Annotated in this window: 23 protein-coding genes and 3 tRNA genes; 23 read left to right on the forward strand and 3 right to left on the reverse strand. The window is 56.7% G+C overall.

Annotated features, from left to right (window positions below):
* The 4 genes from GGQ73_RS22850 to GGQ73_RS20765 all read left to right on the forward strand — a co-directional run.
* A partial coding sequence (locus tag GGQ73_RS22850) for a hypothetical protein (RefSeq protein WP_210290192.1) occupies positions 1–190 on the forward strand: 190 nt, incomplete at its 5' end.
* A gap of 279 nt (positions 191–469) precedes the next feature.
* Positions 470–2,887: an endopeptidase La gene (gene lon / locus GGQ73_RS20755; RefSeq protein WP_183897682.1), complete on the forward strand. Its 2,418-nt coding sequence runs from the start codon at positions 470–472 to the stop codon at positions 2,885–2,887.
* A gap of 138 nt (positions 2,888–3,025) precedes the next feature.
* Positions 3,026–3,364, forward strand: coding sequence for a DNA-binding protein HupB (gene hupB / locus GGQ73_RS20760; RefSeq protein WP_459559276.1), 339 nt, complete (start codon positions 3,026–3,028; stop codon positions 3,362–3,364).
* A gap of 224 nt (positions 3,365–3,588) precedes the next feature.
* Entirely contained in the window at positions 3,589–5,787 is a 2,199-nt protein-coding gene (locus GGQ73_RS20765) for an esterase-like activity of phytase family protein (RefSeq protein WP_183897683.1), read from the forward strand.
* A 132-nt stretch (positions 5,788–5,919) separates the two neighbouring features.
* On the opposite strand, the gene GGQ73_RS20770 is transcribed toward GGQ73_RS20765, so the two are convergent.
* A complete protein-coding gene (locus GGQ73_RS20770; RefSeq protein ID WP_183897684.1) occupies positions 5,920–7,056 on the reverse strand; it encodes a mandelate racemase/muconate lactonizing enzyme family protein in 1,137 nt (378 codons plus the stop codon).
* Positions 7,053–7,958 (reverse strand): 5-dehydro-4-deoxyglucarate dehydratase, encoded by a 906-nt coding sequence (gene kdgD / locus GGQ73_RS20775; RefSeq protein ID WP_174152799.1) that lies wholly within the window; start codon positions 7,956–7,958, stop codon positions 7,053–7,055. Before kdgD ends, GGQ73_RS20770 begins: the two co-directional genes overlap by 4 nt.
* A gap of 288 nt (positions 7,959–8,246) precedes the next feature.
* On the opposite strand from kdgD, the gene GGQ73_RS20780 reads away from it, so the two are divergent.
* Positions 8,247–9,047 carry an NAD-dependent epimerase/dehydratase family protein gene (locus GGQ73_RS20780; protein WP_183897685.1) on the forward strand — a complete coding sequence of 267 codons (801 nt, stop codon included), beginning with the start codon at positions 8,247–8,249 and terminating at the stop codon, positions 9,045–9,047.
* A gap of 430 nt (positions 9,048–9,477) precedes the next feature.
* On the opposite strand, the gene GGQ73_RS20785 is transcribed toward GGQ73_RS20780, so the two are convergent.
* A tRNA-Val gene (locus GGQ73_RS20785) sits at positions 9,478–9,553 on the reverse strand.
* Between the two features lie 452 nt (positions 9,554–10,005).
* Between GGQ73_RS20785 and GGQ73_RS20790 the strand changes: the two genes are divergently transcribed.
* The 18 genes from GGQ73_RS20790 (at position 10,006) to GGQ73_RS20875 (ending at position 26,798) form a co-directional block, all read left to right on the forward strand.
* A tRNA-Asp gene (locus GGQ73_RS20790) sits at positions 10,006–10,082 on the forward strand.
* A 43-nt stretch (positions 10,083–10,125) separates the two neighbouring features.
* Positions 10,126–10,202, forward strand: a tRNA-Asp gene (locus tag GGQ73_RS20795).
* A 469-nt stretch (positions 10,203–10,671) separates the two neighbouring features.
* On the forward strand, positions 10,672–11,037 hold the full coding sequence (locus GGQ73_RS20800; RefSeq protein WP_042619792.1) for an NADH-quinone oxidoreductase subunit A: 366 nt from the start codon (positions 10,672–10,674) through the stop codon (positions 11,035–11,037).
* Positions 11,028–11,612 (forward strand): NuoB/complex I 20 kDa subunit family protein, encoded by a 585-nt coding sequence (locus tag GGQ73_RS20805; protein WP_183897686.1) that lies wholly within the window; start codon positions 11,028–11,030, stop codon positions 11,610–11,612. The genes GGQ73_RS20800 and GGQ73_RS20805 overlap by 10 nt, the downstream gene beginning before the upstream one ends.
* Positions 11,613–11,629: 17 nt before the next feature.
* Complete coding sequence (locus GGQ73_RS20810) at positions 11,630–12,232, forward strand: NADH-quinone oxidoreductase subunit C (protein WP_174152719.1); 603 nt, start codon at positions 11,630–11,632, stop codon at positions 12,230–12,232.
* The gene (locus GGQ73_RS20815) at positions 12,229–13,419 is read left to right on the forward strand and encodes an NADH-quinone oxidoreductase subunit D (RefSeq protein ID WP_067652762.1); all 1,191 of its coding nucleotides are present in this window, start codon (positions 12,229–12,231) and stop codon (positions 13,417–13,419) included. Before GGQ73_RS20810 ends, GGQ73_RS20815 begins: the two co-directional genes overlap by 4 nt.
* On the forward strand, positions 13,419–13,673 hold the full coding sequence (locus GGQ73_RS20820; RefSeq protein WP_174152720.1) for a hypothetical protein: 255 nt from the start codon (positions 13,419–13,421) through the stop codon (positions 13,671–13,673). Before GGQ73_RS20815 ends, GGQ73_RS20820 begins: the two co-directional genes overlap by 1 nt.
* Positions 13,674–13,689: 16 nt before the next feature.
* A complete protein-coding gene (locus GGQ73_RS20825; RefSeq protein ID WP_183897687.1) occupies positions 13,690–14,808 on the forward strand; it encodes an NADH-quinone oxidoreductase subunit E in 1,119 nt (372 codons plus the stop codon).
* Between the two features lie 11 nt (positions 14,809–14,819).
* Positions 14,820–16,124, forward strand: a complete 1,305-nt coding sequence (nuoF, locus tag GGQ73_RS20830) for an NADH-quinone oxidoreductase subunit NuoF (RefSeq protein WP_183897688.1) — start codon at positions 14,820–14,822, stop codon at positions 16,122–16,124.
* Positions 16,125–16,297: 173 nt separating this feature from the next.
* Positions 16,298–18,379: an NADH-quinone oxidoreductase subunit NuoG gene (nuoG, locus tag GGQ73_RS20835; protein WP_183897689.1), complete on the forward strand. Its 2,082-nt coding sequence runs from the start codon at positions 16,298–16,300 to the stop codon at positions 18,377–18,379.
* A 12-nt stretch (positions 18,380–18,391) separates the two neighbouring features.
* Positions 18,392–19,435, forward strand: coding sequence for an NADH-quinone oxidoreductase subunit NuoH (nuoH, locus tag GGQ73_RS20840; RefSeq protein ID WP_174152723.1), 1,044 nt, complete (start codon positions 18,392–18,394; stop codon positions 19,433–19,435).
* A gap of 38 nt (positions 19,436–19,473) precedes the next feature.
* A complete protein-coding gene (nuoI, locus tag GGQ73_RS20845) occupies positions 19,474–19,965 on the forward strand; it encodes an NADH-quinone oxidoreductase subunit NuoI (RefSeq protein WP_042619657.1) in 492 nt (163 codons plus the stop codon).
* A gap of 135 nt (positions 19,966–20,100) precedes the next feature.
* The gene (locus GGQ73_RS20850) at positions 20,101–20,715 is read left to right on the forward strand and encodes an NADH-quinone oxidoreductase subunit J (protein ID WP_174152724.1); all 615 of its coding nucleotides are present in this window, start codon (positions 20,101–20,103) and stop codon (positions 20,713–20,715) included.
* A gap of 30 nt (positions 20,716–20,745) precedes the next feature.
* Positions 20,746–21,054 (forward strand): NADH-quinone oxidoreductase subunit NuoK, encoded by a 309-nt coding sequence (gene nuoK / locus GGQ73_RS20855; protein WP_042619655.1) that lies wholly within the window; start codon positions 20,746–20,748, stop codon positions 21,052–21,054.
* Between the two features lie 7 nt (positions 21,055–21,061).
* A complete protein-coding gene (gene nuoL, locus GGQ73_RS20860) occupies positions 21,062–23,059 on the forward strand; it encodes an NADH-quinone oxidoreductase subunit L (protein WP_183897690.1) in 1,998 nt (665 codons plus the stop codon).
* Positions 23,059–24,570 carry an NADH-quinone oxidoreductase subunit M gene (locus GGQ73_RS20865; protein ID WP_174152726.1) on the forward strand — a complete coding sequence of 504 codons (1,512 nt, stop codon included), beginning with the start codon at positions 23,059–23,061 and terminating at the stop codon, positions 24,568–24,570. Before nuoL ends, GGQ73_RS20865 begins: the two co-directional genes overlap by 1 nt.
* Positions 24,571–24,588: 18 nt before the next feature.
* On the forward strand, positions 24,589–26,031 hold the full coding sequence (nuoN, locus tag GGQ73_RS20870; protein WP_174152727.1) for an NADH-quinone oxidoreductase subunit NuoN: 1,443 nt from the start codon (positions 24,589–24,591) through the stop codon (positions 26,029–26,031).
* An 11-nt stretch (positions 26,032–26,042) separates the two neighbouring features.
* Complete coding sequence (locus GGQ73_RS20875) at positions 26,043–26,798, forward strand: biotin--[acetyl-CoA-carboxylase] ligase (protein WP_183897724.1); 756 nt, start codon at positions 26,043–26,045, stop codon at positions 26,796–26,798.
* Positions 26,799–26,955: the final 157 nt, after the last annotated feature.

Here is a 26,955-nt window from a genome sequence, read left to right on the forward strand (position 1 = left end):
CATCCAGCTCGCGAAAACACCACCTGAACGAGAAGCCCAAAAACGCAAAAACCCACCGACAAAAATCGGCGGGTTTGTCAGCAGTCTGACCCGCCTCTGGCGGGTCTTTTTGTCTGTTATTCACTGGAAACGTCCCGGTATTTTGATTTCCTTCGAATTATTGTTTGGAGCGGAATGGCGTTTCCGATAGAGTTTTTATGTGATTTGCAGCGTGATATAACGTTTTTTTGAATGTTTGCTGTGTTTTCCGATTCGGCGTGGCGGGCGAATGCGGAAAAATGTGAAGCGTATTGTGACGTCGTGCGTGTGTGAGATTTCAGCCTGCACCAATGGCCAAGGCTATCTCCTCTTGTGACTTGAAAATGACAGTGACGAAACCCACTTTTAGTCACAACACAGAATATGCCGGAAACTCCCCAAGAAAGTCCGGCAGGCGTCCCCCAAAAGGGGACCATTGAAAGGAAATGATATGACAAACATTCCGTCTGCTGCATCTGGTGGTACATATCCCGTACTTCCCCTGCGCGACATTGTCGTCTTCCCGCACATGATCGTTCCACTGTTCGTCGGTCGCGAAAAATCCATTCGCGCGCTCGAGGAAGTCATGGGGTCTGACAAGCAGATTATGCTGGTTACTCAGATCAATGCGAGTGATGACGATCCAGATCCATCCGCGATCCACAAGGTCGGCACATTGGCCAATGTTTTGCAGCTTCTGAAGCTGCCCGATGGCACGGTGAAGGTTCTGGTTGAAGGCAAGGGTCGCGCCCAGATCGAAGAATATACTGACCGTGAAGACTTCTATGAAGCCACGGCCATCGCTTTGCGCGAGACAGAGGAAGATCCTGTCGAGCTGGAAGCCCTGTCGCGCTCCGTCGTGTCGGAATTTGAAAGCTATGTGAAGCTCGACAAGAAGATTTCGCCCGAAGTCGTCGGCACCGCGAGCCAGATCGATGACAATTCCAAGCTCGCCGACACGGTTGCCTGGCATCTGCCGATCAAGATGATCGAAAAGCAGCAGATGCTGGAAACCCTCAGCGTCAAACAGCGTCTGGAACAGGCTCTCGGCTTCATGGAAGGTGAGATCTCCGTCCTTCAGGTCGAAAAGCGGATCCGTTCGCGCGTCAAGCGCCAGATGGAAAAGACACAGCGCGAATATTACCTGAACGAGCAGATGAAGGCGATCCAGAAGGAACTCGGCGACGGCGAGGATGGCCGTGACGAAATGGCCGAACTGGAAGATCGTATCTCCAAGACCAAGCTTTCCAAGGAGGCCAGGGAAAAGGCCGACGCGGAAATGAAAAAGCTGCGTCAGATGAGCCCGATGTCTGCGGAAGCAACCGTCGTGCGCAATTATCTGGATTGGCTGCTTGGTCTGCCATGGGCTAAGAAGTCGAAGATCAAGACAGACCTGAACGCTGCCGAGGCAACCCTTGAACTCGACCACTTCGGTCTGGACAAGGTCAAGGAGCGCATTGTCGAGTATCTTGCCGTGCAGGCGCGCGCGACAAAGATTCGTGGCCCGATCCTGTGCCTCGTCGGTCCTCCCGGCGTTGGCAAGACGTCGCTTGCGAAGTCTATCGCCAAGGCGACGGGTCGTGAATATGTGCGTATGGCACTGGGTGGTGTTCGGGACGAGGCTGAAATTCGCGGCCACCGCCGGACCTATATCGGCTCCATGCCGGGTAAGATCGTCCAGTCGATGAAGAAGGCCAAGAAGTCCAACCCGCTCTTCCTGCTCGATGAAATCGACAAGATGGGCCAGGACTTCCGCGGCGATCCGTCTTCCGCTTTGCTGGAGGTGTTGGATCCGGAACAGAACTCGACATTCATGGACCACTATCTCGAAGTGGAATATGACCTGTCGGACGTGATGTTCGTGACAACCGCCAACACGCTGAACATTCCAGGTCCATTGATGGACCGCATGGAAGTGATCCGCATTGCCGGTTACACGGAAGACGAAAAGCGCGAAATCGCCAAGCGTCACCTCCTGCCGAAGGCAATCAAGGAACATGCGCTGCGCCCGGAAGAGTTTTCCGTCAGCGACGATGCCTTGATGGCCATCAGCCAGCAATATACCCGTGAGGCAGGCGTTCGTAGCTTTGAGCGTGAGTTGATGAAACTCGCCCGCAAGGCTGTGACCGAAATCATCAAGGGCAAGTCGACGTCTGTGGCCGTGACGGCTGAAAACATCAACGATTACCTGGGTGTGCCGAGATATCGTCACGGTGAAGCCGAGGGCGAAGATCAGGTTGGTGTTGTCACTGGTCTGGCCTGGACCGAAGTCGGCGGTGAGCTTCTGACGATTGAAGGCGTGATGATGCCCGGCAAGGGCCGCATGACGGTGACCGGCAATCTGAAGGAAGTGATGAAGGAATCCATCTCGGCTGCGGCGTCTTATGTCCGCTCCCGCGCCGTGGACTTCGGCATCGAGCCTCCACGCTTCGACAAGTCGGATATCCACGTGCACGTACCGGAGGGTGCGACGCCGAAGGATGGACCATCTGCCGGTGTCGCCATGGCAACGGCGATCGTGTCGATCATGACGGGCATTCCCGTGGATAAGAACGTCGCCATGACGGGTGAAATCACGCTGCGCGGTCGCGTTCTGCCGATCGGTGGTCTGAAGGAAAAGCTTCTTGCTGCGCTTCGCGGCGGTATCAAGAAAGTGCTCATTCCCGAAGAGAACGCCAAGGATCTCGCAGAGATTCCCGACAACGTGAAAAACGGAATGGAAATCATTCCGGTGTCGCGGATGGGTGAGGTTATCAAGCATGCGCTGATCCGCCAGCCGGAGGCGATCGAGTGGGATGGCAGTATTGAGACACCCTTGGTCGCCACGGTCGAGGGCGTTGACGACGCCGGACAAACAATTGCTCATTGAGGCATTCACGCCACGGTGATGCTCTTAAGGCACAACTTAAGTCCAGGACCGGCAGAAATGCCGGTCTTTTTTTGTGAAAATATCGGTAGACCCCTTGTTTTTCAGGCCATTCCAGCGCTTTTGAGTTGCGGTGCGCGAATGCATTCGTATTCTGCGCCGACTTTATTTGAGTCGTTTCAAACCATTGAAAGGGGTGGAAACATGAACAAGAACGAGCTCGTCTCTGCAGTTGCCGAAAAGGCTGGTCTTACGAAGGCTGATGCTGCTTCCGCTGTGGATGCTGTATTCGAAACTGTACAGGGCGAACTGAAGGCTGGTGGCGACATCCGTCTCGCTGGCTTCGGCAGCTTCACCGTAAGCCGCCGCGAAGCCTCCAAGGGCCGTAACCCATCTACGGGTGCAGAAGTCGATATCCCGGCTCGCAACGTTCCCAAGTTCTCTGCAGGCAAGGGCCTGAAGGACGCGGTTAACTCGTAATTTTTTCTGGACGGTCCGTGCGTGCGGCGCGCGGGCTTGATATCCAAGAGACACGAGGAAAATTTGGCTCTTTGTAAGATTTACAAAATGCGGCCGAATAAAATGCAGAAAGCCCGGCTATGCCGGGCTTTTTGTTTTTCAGCAGGTTCTTATTGTCACGTGGCTGTCACGTGCATGCCGCAGAAGCCCTTGCAGGCATCTACAAATGCATTGAAGGGGACACTATGACATTTCGCTTTTCCAGTGCGGCACTCACCGCAGCACTTTTCGCATCTGCTGCATGTCCTGCGGCAGCTGAGCCGGTTTTCAACCGCATCGCCTCGTTCCCCGTGGCTTTGAACCTTCCCTCTGATAAGGACGAGAAGACGGTCACATCTGCCGAAATCATTACGGCAAGCGAAGACGGCAACACGCTGATTTATTCGGACAGCCCTCTGGGTGGTATCGGCTTCATCGACATCCAGGATCCAAAGACGCCGAAGGCACTTGGGGCGTTGATGATGGATGGCGAGCCGACCTCGGTGGTTGCGACCGGCTCGAAGGTGCTGGCTGGCGTCAATACGTCGGAGAGCTTCACCAAGCCATCTGGCAAGCTCGTGACGGTCGATATCGCCACCAAAACCATCGAGGCGAGCTGTGATCTCGGCGGCCAGCCCGATTCGGTTGCCGTTTCCCCGGACAAGAGCTTTGTGGCAATCGCTATCGAAAACGAGCGCGATGAAAAGGTGAATGACGGCGCTCTACCGCAAATGCCCGCTGGCTTCCTGGTCACAGTTGGCCTAAAGAATGGCGCTGCAGATTGCTCGACACTGAAGAAGATCGATGTCACCGGTCTAGCGGACATCGCGCCTGAGGATCCTGAACCGGAATTCGTCTCGATCAATTCCAGGGGTGAGATCGCCCTGACACTTCAGGAGAACAACCATATCGTCATTGTCGATGGCAAGAGCGGCAAGGTCACGAGCCATTTCTCGGCCAGCACGGTCGATCTGGAAGGCATCGATGCCAAGACAGATGGCCAGTTGACGTTTACCGACAGCCAAAAAGGCCGAAAGCGCGAGCCAGATGCCGTGAAGTGGCTGGACGATAACCGCATCGTCATCGCCAACGAGGGCGATTGGGAAGGCGGATCACGTGGTTTCACCATCTTCGACAAGACCGGCAAGCTGATCTATGAGGCGGGCGCTTCGCTGGAACAGGCCGTTGCTGCCATCGGCCATTACCCCGAAAAGCGTTCCAAGGCGAAGGGCATCGAGCCTGAAGGCCTGGAGGTGGCGACGTTCGGCGGTGACACGTATATCTTCGTTCTGGCAGAGCGCGCCTCCGTCGTTGGCGTCTACAAGGACACCGGCAGCGAGCCGCAATTGACACAACTGCTTCCATCCGGCATCTCGCCGGAAGGTGCCGTTGCCATTCCAGCGCGCAACCTTCTCATCACCGCCAATGAGGCCGATCTGGTGGCAGATGGCGGCGCTCGTTCACATGTCATGATCTACGCGCGTGCCGAAGGCGAGGCGGCCTATCCGCAGCTCGTGTCGGAGACGGTCGACGGAGCGCCCATCGGCTGGGGCGCCGTTTCCGGTCTCGTCGGCGATGCCGACAAGGACGGCATCCTCTATGCCATCTCTGACTCCGTTTACGGTAACCAGCCTTCCATCTACACGATCGATGCGACCAAAAAACCGGCCCTCATCACCAGTGTGTCGCGGGTGAAGCGCGATGGCTTGGCAGCGCAGAAGCTGGATATGGAGGGCATCACGCTCGATGGCAAGGGCGGCTTCTGGGTTGCCTCCGAAGGCAACAGCGAAAAGCTCGTGCCGCATGCCGTCTACAACGTCAATGCTAAGGGCGAGATCAAGGCCGAAATTGCGCTTCCCAAGGAATTGCTGGAAGACGAGACCCGATTCGGTTTCGAAGGCATCACCATGATTGGTACAGGCGACGACGCCACCCTGTGGATGGCCGTCCAGCGAGACTGGGGCAAGGCAGAAAAGGGCATGGTCAAGCTCGTGTCCTACAATCTGAAGTCCAAGGAATGGGGCGCCGTGCACTACCCGCTGGACAAGACCGCGCAAGGTTGGGTCGGTCTTTCCGAAATCACCGCCCACGGCGACAAGGTCTATATCGTCGAGCGCGACAACCAGATTGGTGACAAGGCAAAGATCAAGAAGCTCTACAGCGTCGATCTGTCCGAGCTGAAGCCTGCCAAGATCGGCGGCGAACTGCCGCTGGTCAGGAAAACCCAAGTCCACGACTTCCTGCCAGATTTGAAGGCTCAGACAAACGGTTACGTCGTCGACAAGCTGGAAGGTTTCGCCTTCGACAAGTCCGGCAAGGCTTTTGCAGTGACGGACAATGACGGCGTGGACGATTCGTCCGGTGAGACGCTGTTCTTCCCGGTCGATCTGAAGGGCAAGAACTGATCCGTGACATACCGCGTCATCCGCGCCATGAAGGCAGGGATGACGACATCGAGAGTACCGATACATCAAACAAAAAGCCGGACGTCGAATGGGACGCCCGGCTTTTTTGATCGTCATTCCTTCCCTTGAAGATTACGCGTCCTTCAACGAATACTTCTCAAGCGCGTCGCGATTGATCTCAATGCCCAGACCAGGTCCATCCGGTATCTGCACCACGCCGTCGACGTGATCCAGCGGGCTGGTCAGCACCGCCTGACGGTAGGGGTTTTCGGTCCGGTCAAATTCAAGAATAGGCGGGCGTGGGTTGCGCCGGGCAGGGTCTGGCGGCAGATAGGCCATGAACTGCAAAGCCGCAGCGATTGCGACGCCTGTGCCCCAGACATGCGGAACCACGCGAACACCGTAGAGCGTCGCAAGATCGGTGATGCGCCTGGTTTCGGAAAAACCGCCGCTTCCAGCAAGGTCAGGCTGGAGAATATCGACTGCCCGGCTTTCCAGCGGTGCGCGCATGCCATAACGGCCATGCCATGTTTCACCGCCAGCGACCGGAATGGGCTGGCCAGCGCGAACGGCCTGATAGGCATCCAGTTGCTCGGGCACCACGGGCTCTTCGAACCAATCGATGCCTAAGGGTGCTAGCGCCTTGCCGACCTCGATCGCTTCCAGCGCATCGTAGCCATGATTGGCATCGATCATGATACGCACATCTGGGCCGACCGATTCTCGCGCGGCCTTGATGACCGCGACATCCTCCGCCACGTCGAAGCCGATCTTGATCTTGACGGCGTGAAACCCTTGCGCCGCATATCCGGCGACTTCCGCCGCAACGTCCGATACGGCATCGACGCCGTCCTTGCGGAAAGACCCGGTGGCGTATGCTTTTACGCTTTCACGGAAGCGACCACCCAGCAGACGCGAAATCGACGTGCCGAAACGCCTACCCTTGATATCCCACAGCGCGATATCGATACCACTCAATGCCGTGACCGTCAGGCCACGCTGACCCTGATCGCGCAGCAGATTATAAAGCTGATGCCAGATGACCTCGATATCGAGCGGATCCTTGCCGATCAGGTGAGGAGTGTATGCGGCAACAACGGCCGCATTCGGTTTGGCTGGGCCGAGGCATTCGCCCCAGCCTACGGTTCCGTCGTCACAGATGATCTCGACAAGACAGTGAATACGGCGGTCGAAGCGCATCGACGCGCTTTCAAAGGCATGGCCAAGCTTATAATCCAGCAGGTGAGTCCGAACCGCATCGATCTTCATGACGTGTAGGGCTCCATCAGGGTCTTCAGCATTTCGACTTCTTCCTCGGTCAGATCCGTCAGTGGTGCCCGCACCGGTCCGGCATCAAAGCCAAGAAGGCGTACACCTGCCTTGATCGCGGACACTGCATAACCCTTCTGGCGATTACGAATCGCCATGAACGGATAGAAGAAATCAATGAGAATGCGGTCGGTGGTCGTCCTGTCGCCTGCACGCAAGGCTTTGTAGAATGTCTGGGCAAGTTCCGGCACGAAGTTGAAAACGGCAGACGAATAAGTCGTCACGCCCGCGCCCAGATAGGCATCAGCGAACAATTCGGCTGTCGGCATGCCACCGAGATAGGTCAGGCGGTCGCCAATCGTCGCCGTGATCTTGCGCACCAAGCCGATGTCACCGGACCCATCTTTAAAGCCCACGAGGTTGGGGCAGTTGTCACAGAGCTTCTGGAGCGTTTCCGCCGTCAGAATGGAATTGTCTCGGTTGTAGACCATGACGCCGATGGAGATGGAATCACACACAGCCTTAATATGCGCGTACAGTCCTGCCTGCGAGGCATCCATCAGATAATGCGGCAGCAAGAGGATGCCGTCCGCCCCTGCTTCTTCAGCGCCCTGAGCGATCTGTATGGCCATCTTGGTGCCGTAACCGCAGCCCGAAACGATGGGAACGGACCCGGCAGCAGACTTCGCTGCCTTGACGACGGTTGCGACTTCGTCTGGCGCCAGAGAAAAGAACTCACCCGTTCCACCAGCCGCAAACAACACGGATGCATCGAAACCGGACAGCCAGCCGACATGATCCAGATAAGGCTTTTCGTTGAAGTCGCCATTCTGGGTAAAGGGCGTGACGGGGAAGGAAAGAAGCCCCGCGCCGAGCGCGACCTTGAGTTCTTGCGGATCCATAGCCATGAAACGTGTCTCTCCGATTGTATCTTTGTCGCGATGATAATCGAGATATGATCTTCGTCAAGAATTTATCATATGAGTTGAGAGGTTTGGCGTCGTGATTTTCAGGAAGGAGAAAGCGGAAAATGCCGTTCTGGAAAAGTATTCTTGGTGCCATCGACAGGGATACAGGCAAAATCCTCGGCCTTGAACAAATAGACCTCTTAGGCGTAGAGGTAAGATAACGAACAAAATTATGTATGATCACAAACCGACTGACGATTTTGATTTCGATGGGGAGGAAGCATGCTGAAAAAACTATTGTTGACCGGCGCCGCAGGCGGTGTAGGCACAGTCATTCGTCCACTTCTGACCGGATTGGCGGAAACTGTCGTGCTGTCGGACATGGTCGATATCAGCGATCTCGCCGCGCATGAAAGCTTCGTGAAATGCGATCTTTCCAATCGCACCGAGGTCAATCAGGCCGTCGCTGGTGTTGATGGTATCATCCACCTTGGTGGCATCTCGGTGGAGCGGCCGTTCGAGTTGATCCTGAAAGGCAACATCGAGGGCGTCTACAACCTGTATGAAGCTGCACGCCACAATGGCCAGCCGCGCATCATCTTCGCCAGTTCCAACCACACGATCGGTTTCCACACGCGAGACCAGAAGCTCGACAGCCATTCGCCTGTCAGGCCCGACACCCTCTATGGCGTCTCAAAATGCTTCGGTGAGGATCTCGCAAGCTATTATTTCGACAAGTTCGGACAGGAAACCCTGTCGGTGCGGATCGGCTCCTGCACGCCGAAGCCGCTCAACACCCGCATGCTGGCGACATGGCTCAGTATCGGCGATCTGGTGTCGCTGTGCGCCCACGGTTTCGACGCCCCGCGTCTCGGGCACGCCATTGTCTATGGCGCGTCCGACAATCGCGAGAGCTGGTGGGACAACAGCAACACATCCTTCCTGGGTTGGAAACCAAGGGATAGCTCATCGAAATGGCGCGCTGAGATTATTGCTGAATTCGGCAAGGAAGACCCGAAAGATCCGGCTGTGATCTACCAAGGCGGCGCGTTCACCACATCGGGACATCCAGCGGACGGCTGAAATTGGCGGGGAAGGGCAGGGGAGGATTGATGTCCCTATTTCTGCCTGTCCTGCCTTTCCGAGTCGTACTGAACCCAGCGAAAAAAGACATAGATAGGCAGCGCAATCAGCGCCAGCGTGACGACAGAGTTTATAAACATGGTTACATCCCACAGATCCGCCTTCATCATGAAGTCGGTACGCTAATATGTGCGCGAAATTATTGAAAAACCCTAAATATCATCCGTCATAATTGAGTGCTCACAAGCATTTGCTATGTGCCAAAACGAACACTCTTACCATTTGCTGAAATATAGGGAGAAAATCGTCGAAACCTATGGGTTTCACGCGGATAAAGTCTCTATGTTCATGGGATTGAGGTGGATCAACGGCTCCACGCGCAGGCGGACCATGAGCCGCTTCAGTGTTCCAATATTTAATCTTTGGAGAATGGTGGGCGATGACGGACTCGAACCGCCGACATCCTCGGTGTAAACGAGGCGCTCTACCAACTGAGCTAATCGCCCGTCGCGTCCCGCAGATCATGTCTGCCGCGTCGGTGGCCGTGATGTATTGGTAACGGAAAAAAACCGCAAGAGCCTTTGTGAAGTTTTTTTGTTTTTTTCGAATTTTGTGTGGACGGGGAATTGCCCCCGCAGCATGCCGAGCCCCCATCAGTGTCGAAAGGGCGCGCGAATCTCCATGGGCTGTGACGGGGCAGAGGGGCAGCCTGGGATTGGTTTTGGATGAAAACTTTGCGTCTGTGGATAAGTCTCACTTCCACTGGCTAAAAAAAAAGAAGAGCGCAAAACGCGGGGAAACCCGGCTTGATCAGACGTTTGAGAATGCAAAATGCACTAGCCTATTCTTTTGTCGTGAAACTTGCTTGACACTCCAACACGAACGCCTTAGTTAGCCGCTCAACGAACAGCCGAGGCGAGTTCGTAAGGCGGGTTTCGGCCAGTCTTTTTGGGAATGTGCGGGTGTAGCTCAGTTGGTTAGAGTGCCGGCCTGTCACGCCGGAGGTCGCGGGTTCGAGCCCCGTCACTCGCGCCATTCCTTCCTCGAAGTCTACGGATCGCAATGATCCTTAAAATGCGCGGGTGTAGCTCAGTTGGTTAGAGTGCCGGCCTGTCACGCCGGAGGTCGCGGGTTCGAGCCCCGTCACTCGCGCCATTTTATTCCTCTACAAACATATTGTTTGCTCCCAAAATAGAGCATGCGGGGAATTTTGTCTCCGTGACGTCCTTCTCTTCCCCTCCGTAGTTCAGCAGTCGTCACGACGTGTGAATCGCGTCTTCATATCGCGTCCGGCTATAGCATTTCTTGCCTGTTTTGATCATGTTTCCTTGGCCGTTTTCCTGCCGTTTTGCGTACAAATTTATGGAAAGCTTCGCGTTCTCTCGCAATTGCGATATTCTCTAATCGATTGAAGTGGTTAGCGATATTTCGGCTTGATGCGGCTGGTATATTGCGCCGATAGAATGACATATCCCGGTCACGATTGGCTTGAAATGACACTTAATCTCTTGCAGAGAGAGCGTGGCTGCGATAACCACAGCGGCGTTGCAACATAATTTCGGCCCTATGGATTCCACTGTCCAGACAGGGCATGCTCGACGCTCGGTCGGGCAAGGAAGAGACAATGACTGAACTCCTCAGTTCCTACATTCCGATCGCAATCTTCATTGGTATCGCGCTTGTCATCGGTCTGGCGCTGTTGATTGCGCCTTTTGCCGTTGCCTACAAGAATCCGGACCCGGAAAAGCTCTCCGCATTCGAGTGCGGCTTCAATGCTTTCGACGATGCCCGTATGAAGTTCGACATTCGCTTCTATCTGGTGTCGATCCTGTTCATCATCTTCGATCTGGAAGTCGCGTTCCTATTCCCGTGGGCCGTGTCCTTCGGTGAAATCGGCTGGTTTGGCTTCTGGTCCATGATGGTGTTCCTCGGCGTTCTCACCATCGGCTTTATCTACGAATGGAAGAAGGGGGCACTCGAATGGGCGTAGTTTCAAACGACACCACGCTTGTCGCACAAAAGCCCAAGGGCATCATCGATCCGGCCACAGGCAAGCCTGTTGGCAGTGATGATGGCTATTTTACCGAAATCAACGACGAGCTTGCCGACAAGGGTTTTCTGGTCACGTCCACGGATGAGTTGATCACCTGGGCGCGCACCGGTTCGTTGATGTGGATGCAGTTTGGTCTGGCCTGTTGCGCCGTTGAAGGCCTGATGCAGGCTTCCGGCCCGCGTTACGACATGGAACGCTTCGGCGTTGCCCCGCGCGCGTCACCGCGCCAGTCGGACGTAATGATCGTTGCGGGCACGCTGACCAACAAGATGGCGCCCGCGCTTCGCAAGGTCTATGACCAGATGCCGGAGCCACGTTACGTCATTTCCATGGGTTCCTGCGCCAATGGCGGCGGTTACTATCACTATTCCTACGCCGTCGTGCGCGGCTGCGATCGTGTGGTGCCGGTCGATATCTATGTGCCGGGCTGTCCCCCCACGGCGGAAGCACTGCTGTACGGCGTGCTTTTGCTGCAAAAGAAGATCCGGCGTACCGGTACGATCGAGCGTTAAGGGCAGAGGACTGATAAATGAGCGAAGCTCTCAATGATCTCTCGGCCTATGTGAATGAGGTGCGCGGTTCCCTGCTGGAATCGTCCGTCATTGCCTACGGCGAGCTGACGCTGACTACGACACCGGATAACATTCTCGCGCTCTTGACGTTCCTGCGTGATGACGTGCAGTGCGGTTTCGTCAATATCATCGACATCTGTGGTGTCGACTGGCCGAGCCGCGAAAAGCGCTTCGATGTCGTCTACCACCTGCTGTCGCCACGCCAGAACCTGCGTGTCCGCATCAAGCTTCAGGCGGCAGAAGACGAAGCCGTGCCATCCGCGACATCTGTGTTTATCGGCGCGGAATGGTTCGAGCGCGAAGCATGGGATATGTATGGCATTCCCTTCGAAGGCCATTCCGATCTGCGCCGCATCCTGACCGACTATGGTTTTGAAGGTCATCCGCTGCGCAAGGATTTTCCGGTCACTGGCTTTGTGGAAGTGCGCTATGACGACGTGTTGAAGCGCGTTCTCTACGAGCCGGTCGAACTGAAGCAGGAATTCCGTAATTTCGACTTTCTCTCCCCTTGGGAAGGAACAGACTATGTTCTTCCGGGCGATGAAAAGGCCAAGCCATGACAGAACATAACGTTCGCAATTTCACGATCAACTTCGGCCCGGAACACCCGTCCGCGCACGGCGTGTTGCGTCTCGTCCTCGAACTCGACGGTGAAGTCGTGGAGCGGGTCGATCCGCATATCGGCCTGTTGCACCGCGGCACCGAAAAACTGATCGAGACCAAGACCTATCTTCAGGCGCTGCCCTATTTCGACCGCCTGGATTACGTTGCGCCGATGAACCAGGAGCACGCTTTCTCGCTCGCCGTGGAAAAGCTTCTCGGTCTGGAAATTCCGATGCGTGGTCAGTTGATCCGCGTTCTGTTTTCGGAAATCGGCCGCATTCTCTCGCACATCATGAACGTCACGACCCAGGCCATGGACGTCGGCGCCATGACGCCGCCGGTCTGGGGCTTCGAAGAGCGCGAAAAGCTCATGGTGTTCTATGAGCGCGCGTCTGGCGCTCGTCTGCACGCGGCTTACTTCCGCCCAGGTGGTGTCCATCAGGATCTGCCGCCTGAACTGGTGGATGATATCGGCAAATGGTGCGATCCGTTCATCACCTTCCTCGACAATGTCGAAGGTCTTTTGACCGATAACCGCATCTACAAGCAGCGTAACGTCGATATCGGTGTTGTGTCGCTGGAAGATGCGTTTGCCTGGGGCTTTACCGGCGTCATGGTTCGCGGTTCGGGTGCTGCATGGGACTTGCGCCGTGCGCAGCCTTACGAGTGCTATTCCGATCTCGAATTCGACATTCCCGTCGGCAAGAATGGCGACTGTTATGACCGCTATCTGATCCGCATGCAGGAAATGCGCGAATCGATCAAGATCATGAAGCAGTGCGTCGAGCTTTTGCAGGGCAAGCACCGCATCGGCGCGGTTTCGTCTCTCGATGGCAAGGTCGTGCCGCCGAAGCGTGGCGAGATGAAGCGTTCGATGGAAGCGCTGATCCACCACTTCAAGCTTTACACCGAAGGCTATCACGTTCCAGCCGGCGAAGTGTACGCAGCCGTCGAAGCGCCAAAGGGTGAGTTCGGCGTCTATGTGGTCGCCGATGGTTCGAACAAGCCGTATCGCTGCAAGATTCGCGCTCCGGGTTTTGCGCATCTGGCGGCGATGGATTACCTTTGCAAGGGCCACCAGCTCGCCGACGTGACGGCGGTTCTCGGCTCTCTGGACATCGTGTTCGGGGAGGTTGATCGCTGATGCGTTTGCCGCTGGCCATGTTGGCTCTTGTCGCCGCGACCGCACCTGTTTTCGCCCAGACGGCGGACGACGGTGTGTCTTCGCAGGCGAGCGGCGGTTCATCATCTGTCAAACAACTTCTGTCGCAGGGATACGAGATCAAATCCTCGCTTCCCAATGGCGGAAAATTCATTGTGTTCATGCAAAAAGACAAAACGGCCTATGCCTGCGAGTTCGTCACGGTGACGAGATCGCGGTGCGAGTCGTTAAACTGATGAGGCGTGAGGAAGTATGTCCGTTCGTCGACTAGCTGAAGATCAGGTCCAGCCCGCGAGTTTCGCGTTTAACGCGGACAACATCGCGTGGGCGGAAAAAACGATCCAGAAATACCCTGAGGGACGCCAACAGTCAGCGGTGATCCCGCTATTGATGCGTGCACAGGAGCAGGATGGCTGGGTTACCCGCGCCTGTATCGAAAAAATCGCGGACATGCTGGATATGGCTTATATCCGTGTGCTCGAGGTTGCGACCTTCTATACGCAGTTCCAGCTCAAGCCTGTCGGCACAAGGGCTCACATTCAGGTCTGTGGCACCACGCCCTGCATGCTGCGCGGTTCCGAAGCGCTGATGGACGTTTGTCGTCACAAGATCCACCATGATCCACTGACGCCCAATGAGAGCGGCACGCTGTCATGGGAAGAGGTCGAATGTCAGGGTGCCTGCGTCAATGCACCGATGGTCATCATCTTCAAGGACGCGTATGAAGACCTGACGCCCGAGCGCCTGGAAGAGATCATCGACACGTTCGAAGCAGGCAAGGGCGACACCGTCAAGCCGGGTCCGCAGATCGACCGTCACCTGTCGGCTCCAATCGGCCCGCTCACGACGTTGACCGAAGAGACAAAGCCGGATCGTTCCAATCTCGACAAGCCAGTTGAGGCGCCTGCTGCCGCGGCGCCAGCAGCGGCACCTGTACCGTCCGAAGCGGCGAAGCCGACAACGACTGCAGCAGAGTCCGACGCGAAGCTGAAGACACCTGTTACCGATCCCAAGGCGTCCGAAAGCAATGCCAAGGATGCGGCCAAGGAAGGGTCTGGCGAGACGAAAACCTCTCTCAAGCCATCGCTGGAAGACAAGAACCGTCCGGCCAAGATCGAGCGTCCTGCAAAGGCCGACGATCTGAAGCTGATTTCCGGCGTCGGTCCGAAGATCGAGGCGACGCTCAACGAGCTCGGCATCTTCACATACATGCAGGTTGCCGGTTGGTCTGCCGAGGAACGTGAGTGGGTCGATGGTTATCTGAATTTCAAGGGCCGTATCGATCGCGATGATTGGGTACGTCAGGCCGAGGCGCTCGCCAAGGGTGGCGAAGCCGAATATATCAGGGTCTTCGGCAAGAAGCCGCTGTAGAGAGGTCAAGCATGTTAAAAGATCAGGATCGCATCTTTACCAATCTCTACGGCCTCAAGGATACCTCGCTGAAGGGTGTGCTTGCGCGCGGTCATTGGGATGGCACAAAGCAGATCATCGAAAAGGGACGTGACTGGATCATCAACGAAATGAAGGCATCCGGCCTTCGTGGTCGTGGTGGTGCTGGCTTCCCGACTGGCCTGAAATGGTCCTTCATGCCGAAGGAAAGCGACGGCCGTCCGCATTATCTCGTCGTCAACGCCGACGAATCAGAGCCCGGTACCTGCAAGGACCGCGAAATCCTGCGCCACGATCCGCACACGCTGATCGAAGGCTGCGTGATCGCCGGCTTCGCCATGAGCGCACACACCGCTTACATCTATGTTCGCGGTGAATATATGCGCGAACGCGAAGCCCTTCAGGCTGCCATCGACGAATGCTACGACGCCGGTCTGCTCGGCAAGAACAACAAGAACGGCTGGGATTTCGACGTCTACGTTCACCATGGCGCAGGCGCTTACATCTGCGGTGAGGAAACGGCGCTTCTCGAAAGCCTGGAAGGCAAGAAGGGCCAGCCGCGCCTCAAGCCTCCGTTCCCGGCCAATATGGGCCTCTACGGCTGCCCGACCACGGTCAACAACGTCGAATCGATCGCCGTTGCACCGACTATCTTGCGTCGTGGTGCCTCGTGGTTCTCCTCCATCGGCCGTCCGAACAACGTCGGCACGAAGCTGTTCATGGTCTCTGGCCATGTCGAGCGTCCCTGCACCTTCGAAGATGCGCTGGGCCTGTCCTTCAAGGAACTGATCGAGCGTCACTGTGGTGGTATTCGTGGCGGCTGGGACAATCTTCTCGGCGTCATTCCAGGCGGCGCATCGTGCCCCATCGTTCGCGGTGAGGACATGAAGGACGCCATCATGGACTTCGACGGCATGCGCGACGTAAAGTCGTCTTTCGGCACGGGCGGCATGATCGTCATGGACAAGTCCACCGACGTCATCAAGGCCATCGCCCGGATCGCGGCCTTCTTCAAGCACGAAAGCTGCGGCCAGTGCACCCCTTGCCGCGAAGGTACGGGCTGGATGTGGCGCGTGCTGGAGCGCATGGTGAAGGGCAACGCGCAGAAGCGTGAGATCGATATGCTGTTCGAAGTCACGAAGCAGATCGAAGGCCACACCATCTGTGCGCTGGGTGATGCAGCCGCATGGCCTGTCCAGGCGCTGATCCGCAATTTCCGTCCGGAAATCGAAAAGCGGATCGATGAATATACCTACAGGGCCATGGATGATGGCGCTGTGCTTGAGGCTGCCGAGTAACACCGGCCAAAGTAACACCCAAAGGGTGTTGCGAGGGGCGGGGATCGGGTGTACCGGTCCCTGACATCGTTAAAGTGTCTGGCGCTTTTTGAGTCTCAGCCGGATGCCATCAGGATTTGTCCTTTACCGCATTCAGATGCGCGACGGACAGGCAACAGGACGTAAGTAGGACCATGACAAAGCTCAAGGTTGACGGTAAAGAGATCGAAGTTCCGGATCATTTCACGCTGTTGCAAGCGTGCGAGGAGGCTGGTGCCGAAGTTCCTCGCTTTTGTTTCCACGAGCGTTTGTCCGTGGCGGGTAACTGTCGCATGTGTCTCATCGAGGTAAAGGGCGGACCTCCAAAGCCCGCTGCTTCCTGCGCCATGGGCGTACGCGATATTCGCGGCGGCCCGAACGGCGAATTGCCGGAAGTTTTCACCAACACGCCGATGGTCAAGAAGGCCCGCGAAGGCGTGATGGAATTCCTGCTCATCAACCATCCGCTCGATTGTCCGATCTGTGACCAGGGTGGCGAATGCGACCTGCAGGACCAGGCGATGGCCTTTGGTATTCCTGGCTCGCGCTATTCCGAAAACAAGCGCGCCGTGGAAGACAAATACATCGGACCGCTCGTCAAGACGGTGATGAACCGCTGTATTCACTGCACACGCTGCGTTCGCTTCACCACGGAAGTCGCCGGCATTTCCGAACTCGGTCTGATCGGTCGCGGCGAGGATGCCGAGATCACGACATACCTTGAGCAGGCGATGACGTCTGAGCTTCAGGGCAACGTCGTTGACCTGTGCCCGGTCGGTGCTCTGACCTCCAAGCCTTTCGCGTTCACCGCGCGTCCATGGGAACTCGGCAAAACCGAAACCATCGATGTGATGGATGCGCTCGGCTCCGCCATCCGTGTCGATACCCGTGGTCGCGAAGTCATGCGCGTCATGCCGCGTGTCAACGAAGCGATCAACGAAGAGTGGATTTCCGACAAGAGCCGCTTCATTTGGGACGGCCTCAAGACCCAGCGTCTCGACAAGCCTTACGTCCGCAAGGATGGCCGCTTGCAGCCTGCCACATGGGGCGAAGCCTTCGGCGCGATCACGGCTGCCGTTGCCGCCACATCCGGTGAAAAGATCGGCGCTATCGCTGGTGATCTGGCATCCGTCGAAGAAATGTTTGCGCTCAAGACGCTGCTCGCATCGCTCGGTTCGACCAATGTCGATTGCCGTCAGGATGGCGCGGCCCTCGATCCATCGCTCGGTCGCGCAAGCTACCTGTTCAACGCAACGATCGAAGGCATCGAACATGCCGACGCGCTGCTGATCATCGGATCCAATCCACGCTATGAGGCATCCGTCCTCAACGCGCGCATTCGCAAGCGCTGGCGTCGTGGCGGATTCCCGATTGCGGTTATCGGCGAAGCGAGCGAACTGCGTTACGAATACGAATACCTCGGCTCGGGCACGGACACTCTGTCTGACCTGGCTTCCGGTTCGCATAGCTTCGTTGAAAAGCTAAAGGCAGCAAAGAACCCGATGATCATCGTCGGGCAGGGCGCGATCTCGCGTGAAGACGGAGCGGCCGTGCTGGCTGCGGCTGCAAAGCTTGCCGTTTCCGTGGGTGTCATCTCGGCTGAATGGAACGGCTTCTCTGTTCTGCATACAGCTGCCGCCCGCGTTGGTGGTCTGGATATCGGCTTCGTACCGGCGGACAAGTCGGCCAATGCTGCATCGATCGTGGCCTCGTCGGATGTTCTCTTCCTGCTCGGTGCGGATGAGATCGATCTCTCGACAAAGACCGCAAAGCTGACCGTCTATATTGGTTCGCATGGCGACGCTGGCGCAATGGCCGCCGATGTCATTCTGCCGGGTGCGGCCTATACCGAAAAGTCCGGTATCTGGGTCAACACCGAAGGACGCGTGCAGATGGGCAACCGCGCCGGTTTCGCACCGGGTGAAGCCCGCGAAGACTGGGCGATCCTGCGGGCACTGTCCGACGTTCTCGGTCATAAGCTGCCGTTTGATTCTCTCTCTGCACTGCGTGCCCAGCTTTACATCGCGCATCCGCATTTTGCCGATGCTGATGAAATTGCCGTGGCCGACGTTGCGGGAATTGAAGCGCTGGCGAACCAGGGTGGCACCCTCAACAAGGCAGGCTTTGGCTCGCCGGTTAAGGATTTTTATTTGACGAACCCGATTGCGAGAGCGTCCGCCGTGATGGCCGAATGTTCCGCATTGGCCCGCAACAACTTCAAGGCTGCGGCAGAGTAAGGGTAGGGGACTATGGAATCGTTTTTCTGGAGCTACGTCTGGCCCGCGCTGATTATTGTCGGCCAGTCCCTGCTGCTTCTTGTTTTATTGCTGGTGTCGATCGCCTTCCTTCTGCTCGCAGACCGTAAAATCTGGGCGGCTGTACAACTGCGCCGTGGTCCGAACGTCGTCGGTCCTTTCGGTCTTTTCCAGTCGTTCGCCGACCTTTTGAAGTTCATTTTGAAAGAGCCGGTCATTCCGTCCGGTGCCAACAAGGCCGTGTTCCTGCTGGCGCCCTTGGTTGCCGTGACACTGGCGCTCGCGACCTATGCGGTTATCCCGTTTGCGAATGGCTGGGTGATTGCCAACATCAATGTCGGCATTCTCTATATCTTTGCGATTTCATCGCTGGAAGTCTACGGCATCATCATGGGTGGCTGGGCCTCGAACTCGAAGTATCCGTTTCTCGGTGCGCTTCGTTCTGCCGCACAAATGGTGTCCTACGAAGTCTCCATCGGCCTTGTCATCGTCACCGTTCTGCTCTGCGTCGGTTCGCTGAACCTGACGGATATCGTGAATGCCCAGCATTCCGGTATCGGTACGTCGCTTGGTCTTCCGGCGTCGTTCCTGGATTGGCACTGGTTGCCGCTGTTCCCGATGTTCATCGTCTTCTTCATCTCGGCGCTGGCTGAGACTAACCGTCCACCGTTCGATTTGCCGGAAGCGGAATCGGAACTTGTGGCCGGTCACATGGTAGAGTATGGCTCAACCCCGTACATGATGTTCATGTTGGGCGAATATGCTGCCATCGTTCTGATGTGCTGCCTGACGACCATCCTGTTCCTTGGCGGCTGGCTTCCTATCGTTGATGTCTGGTTCCTCAACTGGGTGCCGGGTATCATCTGGTTTGCGCTGAAGGCTGGCATGGTCTTCTTCATGTTCGGCTTGGTGAAGGCATTTGTTCCACGTTACCGCTATGACCAGTTGATGCGTCTCGGCTGGAAGGTCTTCCTTCCCCTGTCGCTCGCCATGGTCGTGATTGTTGCATTCGTACTCAAGCTGACGGCGGGGGCATAAGATGTCCTTAGTCCTCGCTTGTAGATTTGGAGGTTGAGATGGCCAGTCTTTCACAAGCCGTCAATTCGCTGTTCCTCAAGGAATTCGTTGGCGCCTTCTTCCTGACGATGCGTCACTTCTTCAAACAGAAGGCGACGGTAAACTATCCCTTTGAAAAGGGACCGGTCAGCCCGCGCTTCCGTGGCGAACATGCTTTGCGCCGTTATCCCAACGGCGAGGAGCGCTGTATCGCTTGCAAGCTATGCGAAGCGATCTGTCCTGCCCAGGCCATCACCATCGAAGCTGGCCCACGCCGCAACGACGGCACGCGCCGCACGGTTCGTTACGATATCGACATGGTAAAATGCATCTATTGCGGCTTCTGCCAGGAAGCATGCCCTGTCGACGCCATCGTCGAGGGTCCGAACTTCGAATTTGCGACGGAAACCCGTGAGGAGCTGTATTTCGACAAGCAGCGTCTTCTTGATAATGGCGACCGTTGGGAACGTGAAATCGCTCGCAACCTTGCTCTGGATGCGCCTTACCGTTAAGGCAGCATGATATCTTCGGGGCAGTGCTTCGGAGAGGGTAAAACAGTCAATGCCCGTCGGTTATCGCTGGCGGGAACGAAACGGGCATGCGGCTTCAGGGTCGCGTTTGTCCGGTGAGGACAAAAAGGCACCAACATGGGTCTGCACGCTGTATTCTTTTACATTTTCGCTTTCGTCGCCGTGGCGTCTGCGTTCATGGTCATTGCTTCAAAGAACCCCGTTCATTCGGTGCTGTTCCTCATTCTGACCTTTTTCAACGCAGCCGCTCTCTTCCTGCTGACGGGCGCTGAATTCCTCGCCATGATCCTGCTTGTGGTTTATGTCGGCGCCGTGGCGGTGCTGTTCCTCTTCGTCGTCATGATGCTGGATGTGGATTTTGCAGAGTTGCGCTCGGGCGTGCTGCAATATGCGCCGGTGGGTGCGTTGATCGGTATCATTCTGGCGGCGGAACTGATCATCGTCGTGGGTGGCAGCGTGCTCAACCCGCAGGCGGCGAAGTCCATCACCATGCCGATCCCGAACCCGCTGGAGCGCGCCAATACGGCAGCACTCGGCGACGTGCTCTACACGAACTACGTCTACTTCTTCCAGCTTGCCGGTCTCGTGCTGCTGGTGGCCATGATCGGCGCCATTGTGCTGACGCTGCGTCATCGCACCGACATCAAGCGACAGGACATTGCAACGCAGGTTGGTCGCGACCCGAAGACTGCCGTGACAACGGTCAAGGTCAAGCCGGGTCAGGGCATCTAAGGCGCGAACGGATCCAAGGAAAATCATATTATGGAAATCGGTCTTTCCCATTACCTCACGGTCAGCGCGGTCCTCTTCACGATCGGCATCTTCGGTATCTTTCTCAACCGTAAGAACGTCATCGTCATTCTGATGTCGATCGAATTGATCCTGCTCGCGGTCAATCTCAACATGGTGGCCTTCTCGTCGTTCCTCAACGATATCGTCGGCCAGGTCTTTGCTCTGTTCATTCTGACTGTCGCGGCTGCGGAAGCTGCCATCGGTCTTGCAATACTCGTTGTCTTCTATCGCAACCGCGGATCGATTGCCGTGGAAGACGTCAATATGATGAAGGGCTGATAAGGCTATGATTTACAAAGCTATCGTCTTTCTTCCGCTGATCGGTTTCCTGGTCGCTGGCCTTTTCGGTCGCTCCATCGGTGCCAAGGCGTCTGAATATGTCACCACGGGTCTGATGATCATCGTGGCGATCTTGTCGTGGGTGGTTTTCATCAACGTGGCGCTTTTGAGCCACGAGCCCGGCGAAGTCATCAAGGTCACCGTGCTGCGCTGGATCCAGTCCGGCGGCATCGACGTCGAATGGGCATTCCGGATCGACACCCTGACGGCCGTGATGTTCGTGGTCGTCAATACGGTCTCCACTCTGGTTCACATGTACTCGATCGGCTACATGCACCATGATCCGCATCGCCCACGCTTCTTTGCCTACCTGTCGCTCTTCACCTTTGCGATGCTGATGCTGGTCACATCCGACAACCTGCTGCAGATGTTCTTCGGCTGGGAAGGCGTTGGTCTGGCGTCGTACCTGCTGATCGGCTTCTGGTACAAGAAGCCGTCCGCATCGGCTGCGGCCATGAAGGCCTTCATTGTCAACCGCGTTGGCGATTTCGGTTTCCTTCTCGGCATCTCAGGCCTGTTCGTGCTGTTCGGCTCGGTTAATTTCGAAACGATTTTTGCGGCCGCTGGCACCTACCTGCCTGCCGACGGCGCGGCGTCCACCGATGTCGTCATCAACCTGTTCGGCATGCAGCTGGACAAGGCGCATGCGCTGACCGGCGTCTGCCTGCTCTTGTTCATGGGTTCCATGGGTAAGTCGGCGCAGTTCCTGCTGCACACCTGGTTGCCGGATGCGATGGAAGGCCCGACACCTGTGTCGGCGCTCATTCACGCCGCGACCATGGTTACAGCCGGTGTCTTCCTTGTCGCCCGTATGTCGCCGATTTTTGAGTTGTCGCCGGATGCCCTGACGGTCGTCACCCTCGTCGGCGCGATAACGGCCTTCTTTGCCGCGACTGTCGGTCTGGTGCAGAACGATATCAAACGCGTCATCGCCTATTCGACCTGTTCGCAGCTCGGTTACATGTTTGTGGCGCTGGGCGTTGGCGCCTACGGTGCCGCCGTTTTCCACCTGTTCACGCACGCCTTCTTCAAGGCACTGCTGTTCTTGTGCGCCGGTTCTGTCATTCACGCTGTGGATGGCGAGCAGGACATGCGTCACATGGGTGGCCTGCGCAAGCACATCCCCATCACCTTCTGGACGATGACGGTCGGTACGCTGGCGCTGACGGGCGTCGGTATTCCGGGAACGATGATCGGTTTTGCCGGTTTCTTCTCCAAGGACGTCATCATCGAATCCGCTTATGCGTCTCACAATGCTGTCGCAGGTTTCGCATTCGCGCTTCTTGTCATCGCTGCTCTGTTCACCAGCTTCTATTCCTGGCGTCTGGCGTTTCTGACCTTCTTCGGCAAGCCGCGCGCTTCCGCAGACGTCATGCACCACGTCCATGAATCGCCGATGGTCATGCTGATCCCGCTTTTCGTTCTGACCGTTGGTGCAGTTCTCGCGGGCGTCGTCTTCGAAGGACATTTCTTCGGCGAGGAATATGCGGAATTCTGGAAGGGCGCTCTGTTCACGCTTCCATCCAACGAAATCCTCGAAGAGTTCCACCACGTTCCCCTGTGGGTCAAGTGGAGCCCATTCATCGCAATGGCTCTTGGTTTCGTGACGGCGTGGTACTTCTACATCAAGTCGCCGGAAACACCGAAGCGTCTGGCAGAGACCCATCGTGGCCTTTACCAGTTCCTGCTCAACAAGTGGTATTTCGACGAACTCTACGACTTCCTCTTCGTTCGCTCCGCAAAGGCGCTTGGCCGCTTCCTGTGGAAAAAAGGTGACGTCGCGGTCATCGACCACTACGGACCCAACGGAATTGCCGCGCGCGTGACTGATGTGACCAACCGTGTCGTTCGTCTGCAATCCGGTTACCTCTACCATTATGCCTTCGCGATGCTGATCGGTATTGCCGGGCTTGTTACCTGGATGATGCTCGGGAGTGCCCTGTAATGACCGATTGGCCTATTCTTTCAACGGTCACCTTCCTGCCGCTCGTCGGCGTGGTGCTCTTGCTTTTGACGAATGCAAACGGTCCGTTCGGTCGTCGCAACGTTCTCAATGTTTCGCTGCTGACGACAGTCTTCACGTTCGTGCTGTCGCTGTTCATCTGGATCGGTTTCGACAATTCGAATCCGGGCTTCCAGATGGTGGAAAAGCACGCCTGGTTCGGTGATATCGCCGCCTACCATCTCGGCGTGGACGGCATCTCCATGCTGTTCGTCATCCTGACGACATTCCTGATGCCGTTCTGTGTTCTGGCCAGCTGGAACGCCATCGAAAAGCGTATCAAGGAATACATGATTGCCTTCCTTCTCCTGGAAGTCGTCATGGTCGGCGTGTTCGTCGCACTTGATACCGTTCTGTTCTACGTCTTCTTCGAGGCGACACTGATCCCGATGTTCATCATCATCGGCGTGTGGGGCGGCAAGGATCGCGTTTACGCCTCCTACAAGTTCTTCCTCTACACGCTGCTCGGTTCTGTCCTGACCATGCTCGCCATCATGGCGATGTACTGGCAGGCTGGGACGACGGACATGACGGAGCTGCTCAAGCATGGCTTCCCGGCTGGCATGCAGACATGGCTATGGCTCGCCTGCTTTGCAGCCTTTGCGGTGAAAATGCCGATGTGGCCTGTCCACACCTGGTTGCCGGACGCCCACGTTCAGGCTCCGACCGCCGGCTCGGTCATTCTGGCTGGCGTCATGCTGAAGCTCGGCGGTTACGGTTTCATCCGCTTCTCGCTGTCCATGTTCCCGATAGCATCTGATTATTTCGCGCCCTTCGTCTTCACGCTGTCCGTCATCGCCATCATCTACACCTCGCTGGTGGCGATGATGCAGGACGACATCAAGAAGCTGATCGCCTATTCGTCGGTTGCTCACATGGGCTACGTGACCATGGGTATCTTTGCCGCCAATGTTCAGGGCGTCCAGGGTGCGATCTTCCAGATGCTGTCGCATGGTATCGTCTCCGGCGCGCTCTTCCTCTGCGTCGGCGTTGTCTATGACCGGCTGCACACCCGTGAGATTTCCGCCTATGGCGGTCTCGTCAACAACATGCCGAAATATGCGGTCGCCTTCATGGTCTTCACCATGGCCAATGTCGGTCTGCCCGGCACATCCGGTTTCGTCGGCGAATTCCTGACGATCATCGGTGTCTTCCGCGCCAATACCTGGGTTGCGCTTTTTGCGGCAACGGGCGTCATTCTTTCTGCCTCCTATGCTCTGTGGCTTTATCGCCGCGTGATCTTCGGCGCGCTGGAGAAGGAAAGCCTGAAATCGATGCTCGACCTTTCGACACGCGAGAAGGTCATTCTTTATCCGCTGGTGGCACTGACGATTTTCTTCGGCGTCTACCCGGCACCGGTCTTCGATGCAACGGCAGCATCGGTAGACCTTCTGATCAATAATTATACGGCCGCATTGCAGGCAGCGCAGAATGTTGCGCTTTCTCTGAACTGACGACAGGACCCGTAGGACATGACCGCTGAAATTCTTTTTGCCAGTCTGCGCATCGCGACGCCCGAGCTGATCCTTGCGGTCGGCGCTCTGGTGCTGCTCATGATTGGGGTCTTCTCCGGGGACAAGTCGACCAACACGGTTACGGGTCTTGCCGTAGCGCTTCTGGTCGTCGTCGGTCTGTGGATCATTTTTGCGCCGGCAAGCGGCCTTGCCTTCGGCGGCGTTTATGTCGCCGACGCCTTCGGCAATTTCATGAAGGTGCTGGCGCTGATCGGTGCCATCGTCGCCATGATCATGTCGGTCGGCCATAGCCGTGTGGAGCCGATCGGTCGTTTCGAGTTTCCGGTGTTGCTGGTTCTGGCAACGCTCGGCATTCTCCTGATGATCTCGGCCAACAACCTGATCTCGCTATATATGGCGCTGGAACTCCAGTCGCTGGCGCTTTACGTCATCTGCGCCATCAACCGCGAAAGCCTGCGCTCGACCGAAGCCGGTCTGAAATACTTCGTCCTTGGCGCATTGTCGTCCGGCATGCTGTTGTACGGTATGTCGCTGGTCTATGGCTTCACCGGCAACACAGGCTTTTCCGAAATCGCAGCCGTGCTGTCGTCCGAGACACGCTCGCTGGGCCTCGTTTTCGGTCTGGTCTTCGTTCTCGCCGGTCTGGCATTTAAGATTTCCGCCGTGCCGTTCCACATGTGGACGCCTGACGTCTACGAGGGTGCACCGACTACGGTCACCGCGTTTCTGGCCGCAGCGCCAAAAATCGGCGCGATGGCGATCTTTGTTCGTATCGTCGTGGATGCTTTCCAGCCAGTCTTTGCCGATTGGCAGCAGATCGTCGTGTTCATTTCGATTGCATCCATGCTTCTTGGTGCCTTTGCGGCCATCGGCCAGCGCAACATCAAGCGCCTGATGGCCTATTCGTCGATCAGCCACATGGGTTACGCCCTGGTGGGTCTTGCCGCCGGTAGCCAGTCTGGCGTTGCAGGCGTGCTGCTCTACATGGCGGTCTACATGGGCATGACGCTCGGCACCTTCGCCTGCATTCTCGCCATGCGTCGCAAGGACGTTGGCAATGTCGAGGATGTGGACGATCTGGCCGGACTTGCTTCCACCAATCCATTCATGGCCATCGTCATGACCATCATGATGTTCTCGCTTGCGGGCATTCCGCCGCTGGCTGGTTTCTTCGGGAAATATTACGTCTTCCTGGCCGCCATCGAAGCGCATCTTTATCCGCTCGCCGTCATCGGCGTGATCGCCTCGGTCGTCGGCGCCTATTATTATCTGCGCATCGTCAAGGTCATGTGGTTCGATGATGCCAAGGGCGGCTTTGAAAAGGCCGCTGGAGAGTTGCGCATCGTTTACGCTCTGTCAGGCCTTTTCGTTCTCGGCTTCATTCTCTTCGGTGGCGTGCTGGGCAATGCTGTTACCGTTGCAGCAAAGACGTTCTTTTGAGCGATACACGCATGAAAACGGGCCGGGTGTCAGTCGATGACTTCCGGCACGAATCTCTTGAGGAAACATCGTCCACCAATATCGAGTGCTTCGCTCGGGCGCGGGCGGGTGATCCCGGAAATCTCTGGGTCACCGCCCATAGACAGACCGGCGGCCGTGGTCGTCGCGGCAGGCCTTGGGTGTCGGAGCCCGGCAATCTCTACGCCTCTCTTCTTCTGATCAATCCCGCTTCCATGGAGCACATCGGCTCCCTGCCTCTTGCTTTCGCGCTGGCGGTCTACCGCGCTGTGGGTGCCGTGCTGCCCGCCGGTGGCGCGCCGCTTGAAATCAAGTGGCCGAACGATATTCTGATCGGACGCAAGAAGACCTGCGGTATTTTGATGGAAGCCGAGACTTTGATGGATGGGCGCATGGCGCTCGTCATCGGTATCGGCATTAATGTGGCCCATATGCCGGACAATCCGGCTTATCCGGTGACACGGCTCGGCGAACATGGTGCAGCCTGCGGCCCGGACGAAGTTTTTGCCCATCTTTTCCGGGAAGTCGCGTATATCCTGGACATGTGGGATCGCGGGCAGGGCGTAGCCGAAGTCATGAGACTGTGGCGTGCGGCAGCCTGCGGCATGGGCGAACCGATCACTGTCAATTTACCGGATCGTTCTATCCACGGGCGTTTTGCCGGAATTGATGATAAGGGTTTTCTGCTGCTGGAAGAAGATGGTGGACCTGTCCGCGCCATCGCTGCTGGCGATGTCTTTTTTGGTTGAACTGCGCGGTGCTGCGGCGCCGAGGTTTGACATCGTGATCTGGAGCATTCCTGCTGCTCGGTAAATGCAGGACGCCCGCTCGGCCCCGCATCGGCCGTACCGCCGCGTTTTAGAAACCGGTGCTTTTCGCCAAGCTCACGTGCATCGTTCGGTGGCG

The sequence above is a fragment of the Rhizobium skierniewicense genome, assembly GCF_014196515.1.
Lineage (GTDB): Bacteria > Pseudomonadota > Alphaproteobacteria > Rhizobiales > Rhizobiaceae > Agrobacterium > Agrobacterium skierniewicense.

What these genes read in the sequence shown, in the direction of transcription:
- lon (WP_183897682.1), top strand. Translation starts at nt 470, where the DNA reads ATGACAAACATTCCGTCTGCTGCATCTGGTGGTACATATCCCGTACTT.
- hupB (WP_459559276.1), top strand. Translation starts at nt 3,026, where the DNA reads ATGCATTCGTATTCTGCGCCGACTTTATTTGAGTCGTTTCAAACCATT.
- GGQ73_RS20765 (WP_183897683.1), top strand. Translation starts at nt 3,589, where the DNA reads ATGACATTTCGCTTTTCCAGTGCGGCACTCACCGCAGCACTTTTCGCA.
- GGQ73_RS20770 (WP_183897684.1), bottom strand. Translation starts at nt 7,056, where the DNA reads ATGAAGATCGATGCGGTTCGGACTCACCTGCTGGATTATAAGCTTGGC.
- kdgD (WP_174152799.1), bottom strand. Translation starts at nt 7,958, where the DNA reads ATGGATCCGCAAGAACTCAAGGTCGCGCTCGGCGCGGGGCTTCTTTCC.
- GGQ73_RS20780 (WP_183897685.1), top strand. Translation starts at nt 8,247, where the DNA reads ATGCTGAAAAAACTATTGTTGACCGGCGCCGCAGGCGGTGTAGGCACA.
- GGQ73_RS20800 (WP_042619792.1), top strand. Translation starts at nt 10,672, where the DNA reads ATGACTGAACTCCTCAGTTCCTACATTCCGATCGCAATCTTCATTGGT.
- GGQ73_RS20805 (WP_183897686.1), top strand. Translation starts at nt 11,028, where the DNA reads ATGGGCGTAGTTTCAAACGACACCACGCTTGTCGCACAAAAGCCCAAG.
- GGQ73_RS20810 (WP_174152719.1), top strand. Translation starts at nt 11,630, where the DNA reads ATGAGCGAAGCTCTCAATGATCTCTCGGCCTATGTGAATGAGGTGCGC.
- GGQ73_RS20815 (WP_067652762.1), top strand. Translation starts at nt 12,229, where the DNA reads ATGACAGAACATAACGTTCGCAATTTCACGATCAACTTCGGCCCGGAA.
- GGQ73_RS20820 (WP_174152720.1), top strand. Translation starts at nt 13,419, where the DNA reads ATGCGTTTGCCGCTGGCCATGTTGGCTCTTGTCGCCGCGACCGCACCT.
- GGQ73_RS20825 (WP_183897687.1), top strand. Translation starts at nt 13,690, where the DNA reads ATGTCCGTTCGTCGACTAGCTGAAGATCAGGTCCAGCCCGCGAGTTTC.
- nuoF (WP_183897688.1), top strand. Translation starts at nt 14,820, where the DNA reads ATGTTAAAAGATCAGGATCGCATCTTTACCAATCTCTACGGCCTCAAG.
- nuoG (WP_183897689.1), top strand. Translation starts at nt 16,298, where the DNA reads ATGACAAAGCTCAAGGTTGACGGTAAAGAGATCGAAGTTCCGGATCAT.
- nuoH (WP_174152723.1), top strand. Translation starts at nt 18,392, where the DNA reads ATGGAATCGTTTTTCTGGAGCTACGTCTGGCCCGCGCTGATTATTGTC.
- nuoI (WP_042619657.1), top strand. Translation starts at nt 19,474, where the DNA reads ATGGCCAGTCTTTCACAAGCCGTCAATTCGCTGTTCCTCAAGGAATTC.
- GGQ73_RS20850 (WP_174152724.1), top strand. Translation starts at nt 20,101, where the DNA reads ATGGGTCTGCACGCTGTATTCTTTTACATTTTCGCTTTCGTCGCCGTG.
- nuoK (WP_042619655.1), top strand. Translation starts at nt 20,746, where the DNA reads ATGGAAATCGGTCTTTCCCATTACCTCACGGTCAGCGCGGTCCTCTTC.
- nuoL (WP_183897690.1), top strand. Translation starts at nt 21,062, where the DNA reads ATGATTTACAAAGCTATCGTCTTTCTTCCGCTGATCGGTTTCCTGGTC.
- GGQ73_RS20865 (WP_174152726.1), top strand. Translation starts at nt 23,059, where the DNA reads ATGACCGATTGGCCTATTCTTTCAACGGTCACCTTCCTGCCGCTCGTC.
- nuoN (WP_174152727.1), top strand. Translation starts at nt 24,589, where the DNA reads ATGACCGCTGAAATTCTTTTTGCCAGTCTGCGCATCGCGACGCCCGAG.
- GGQ73_RS20875 (WP_183897724.1), top strand. Translation starts at nt 26,043, where the DNA reads ATGAAAACGGGCCGGGTGTCAGTCGATGACTTCCGGCACGAATCTCTT.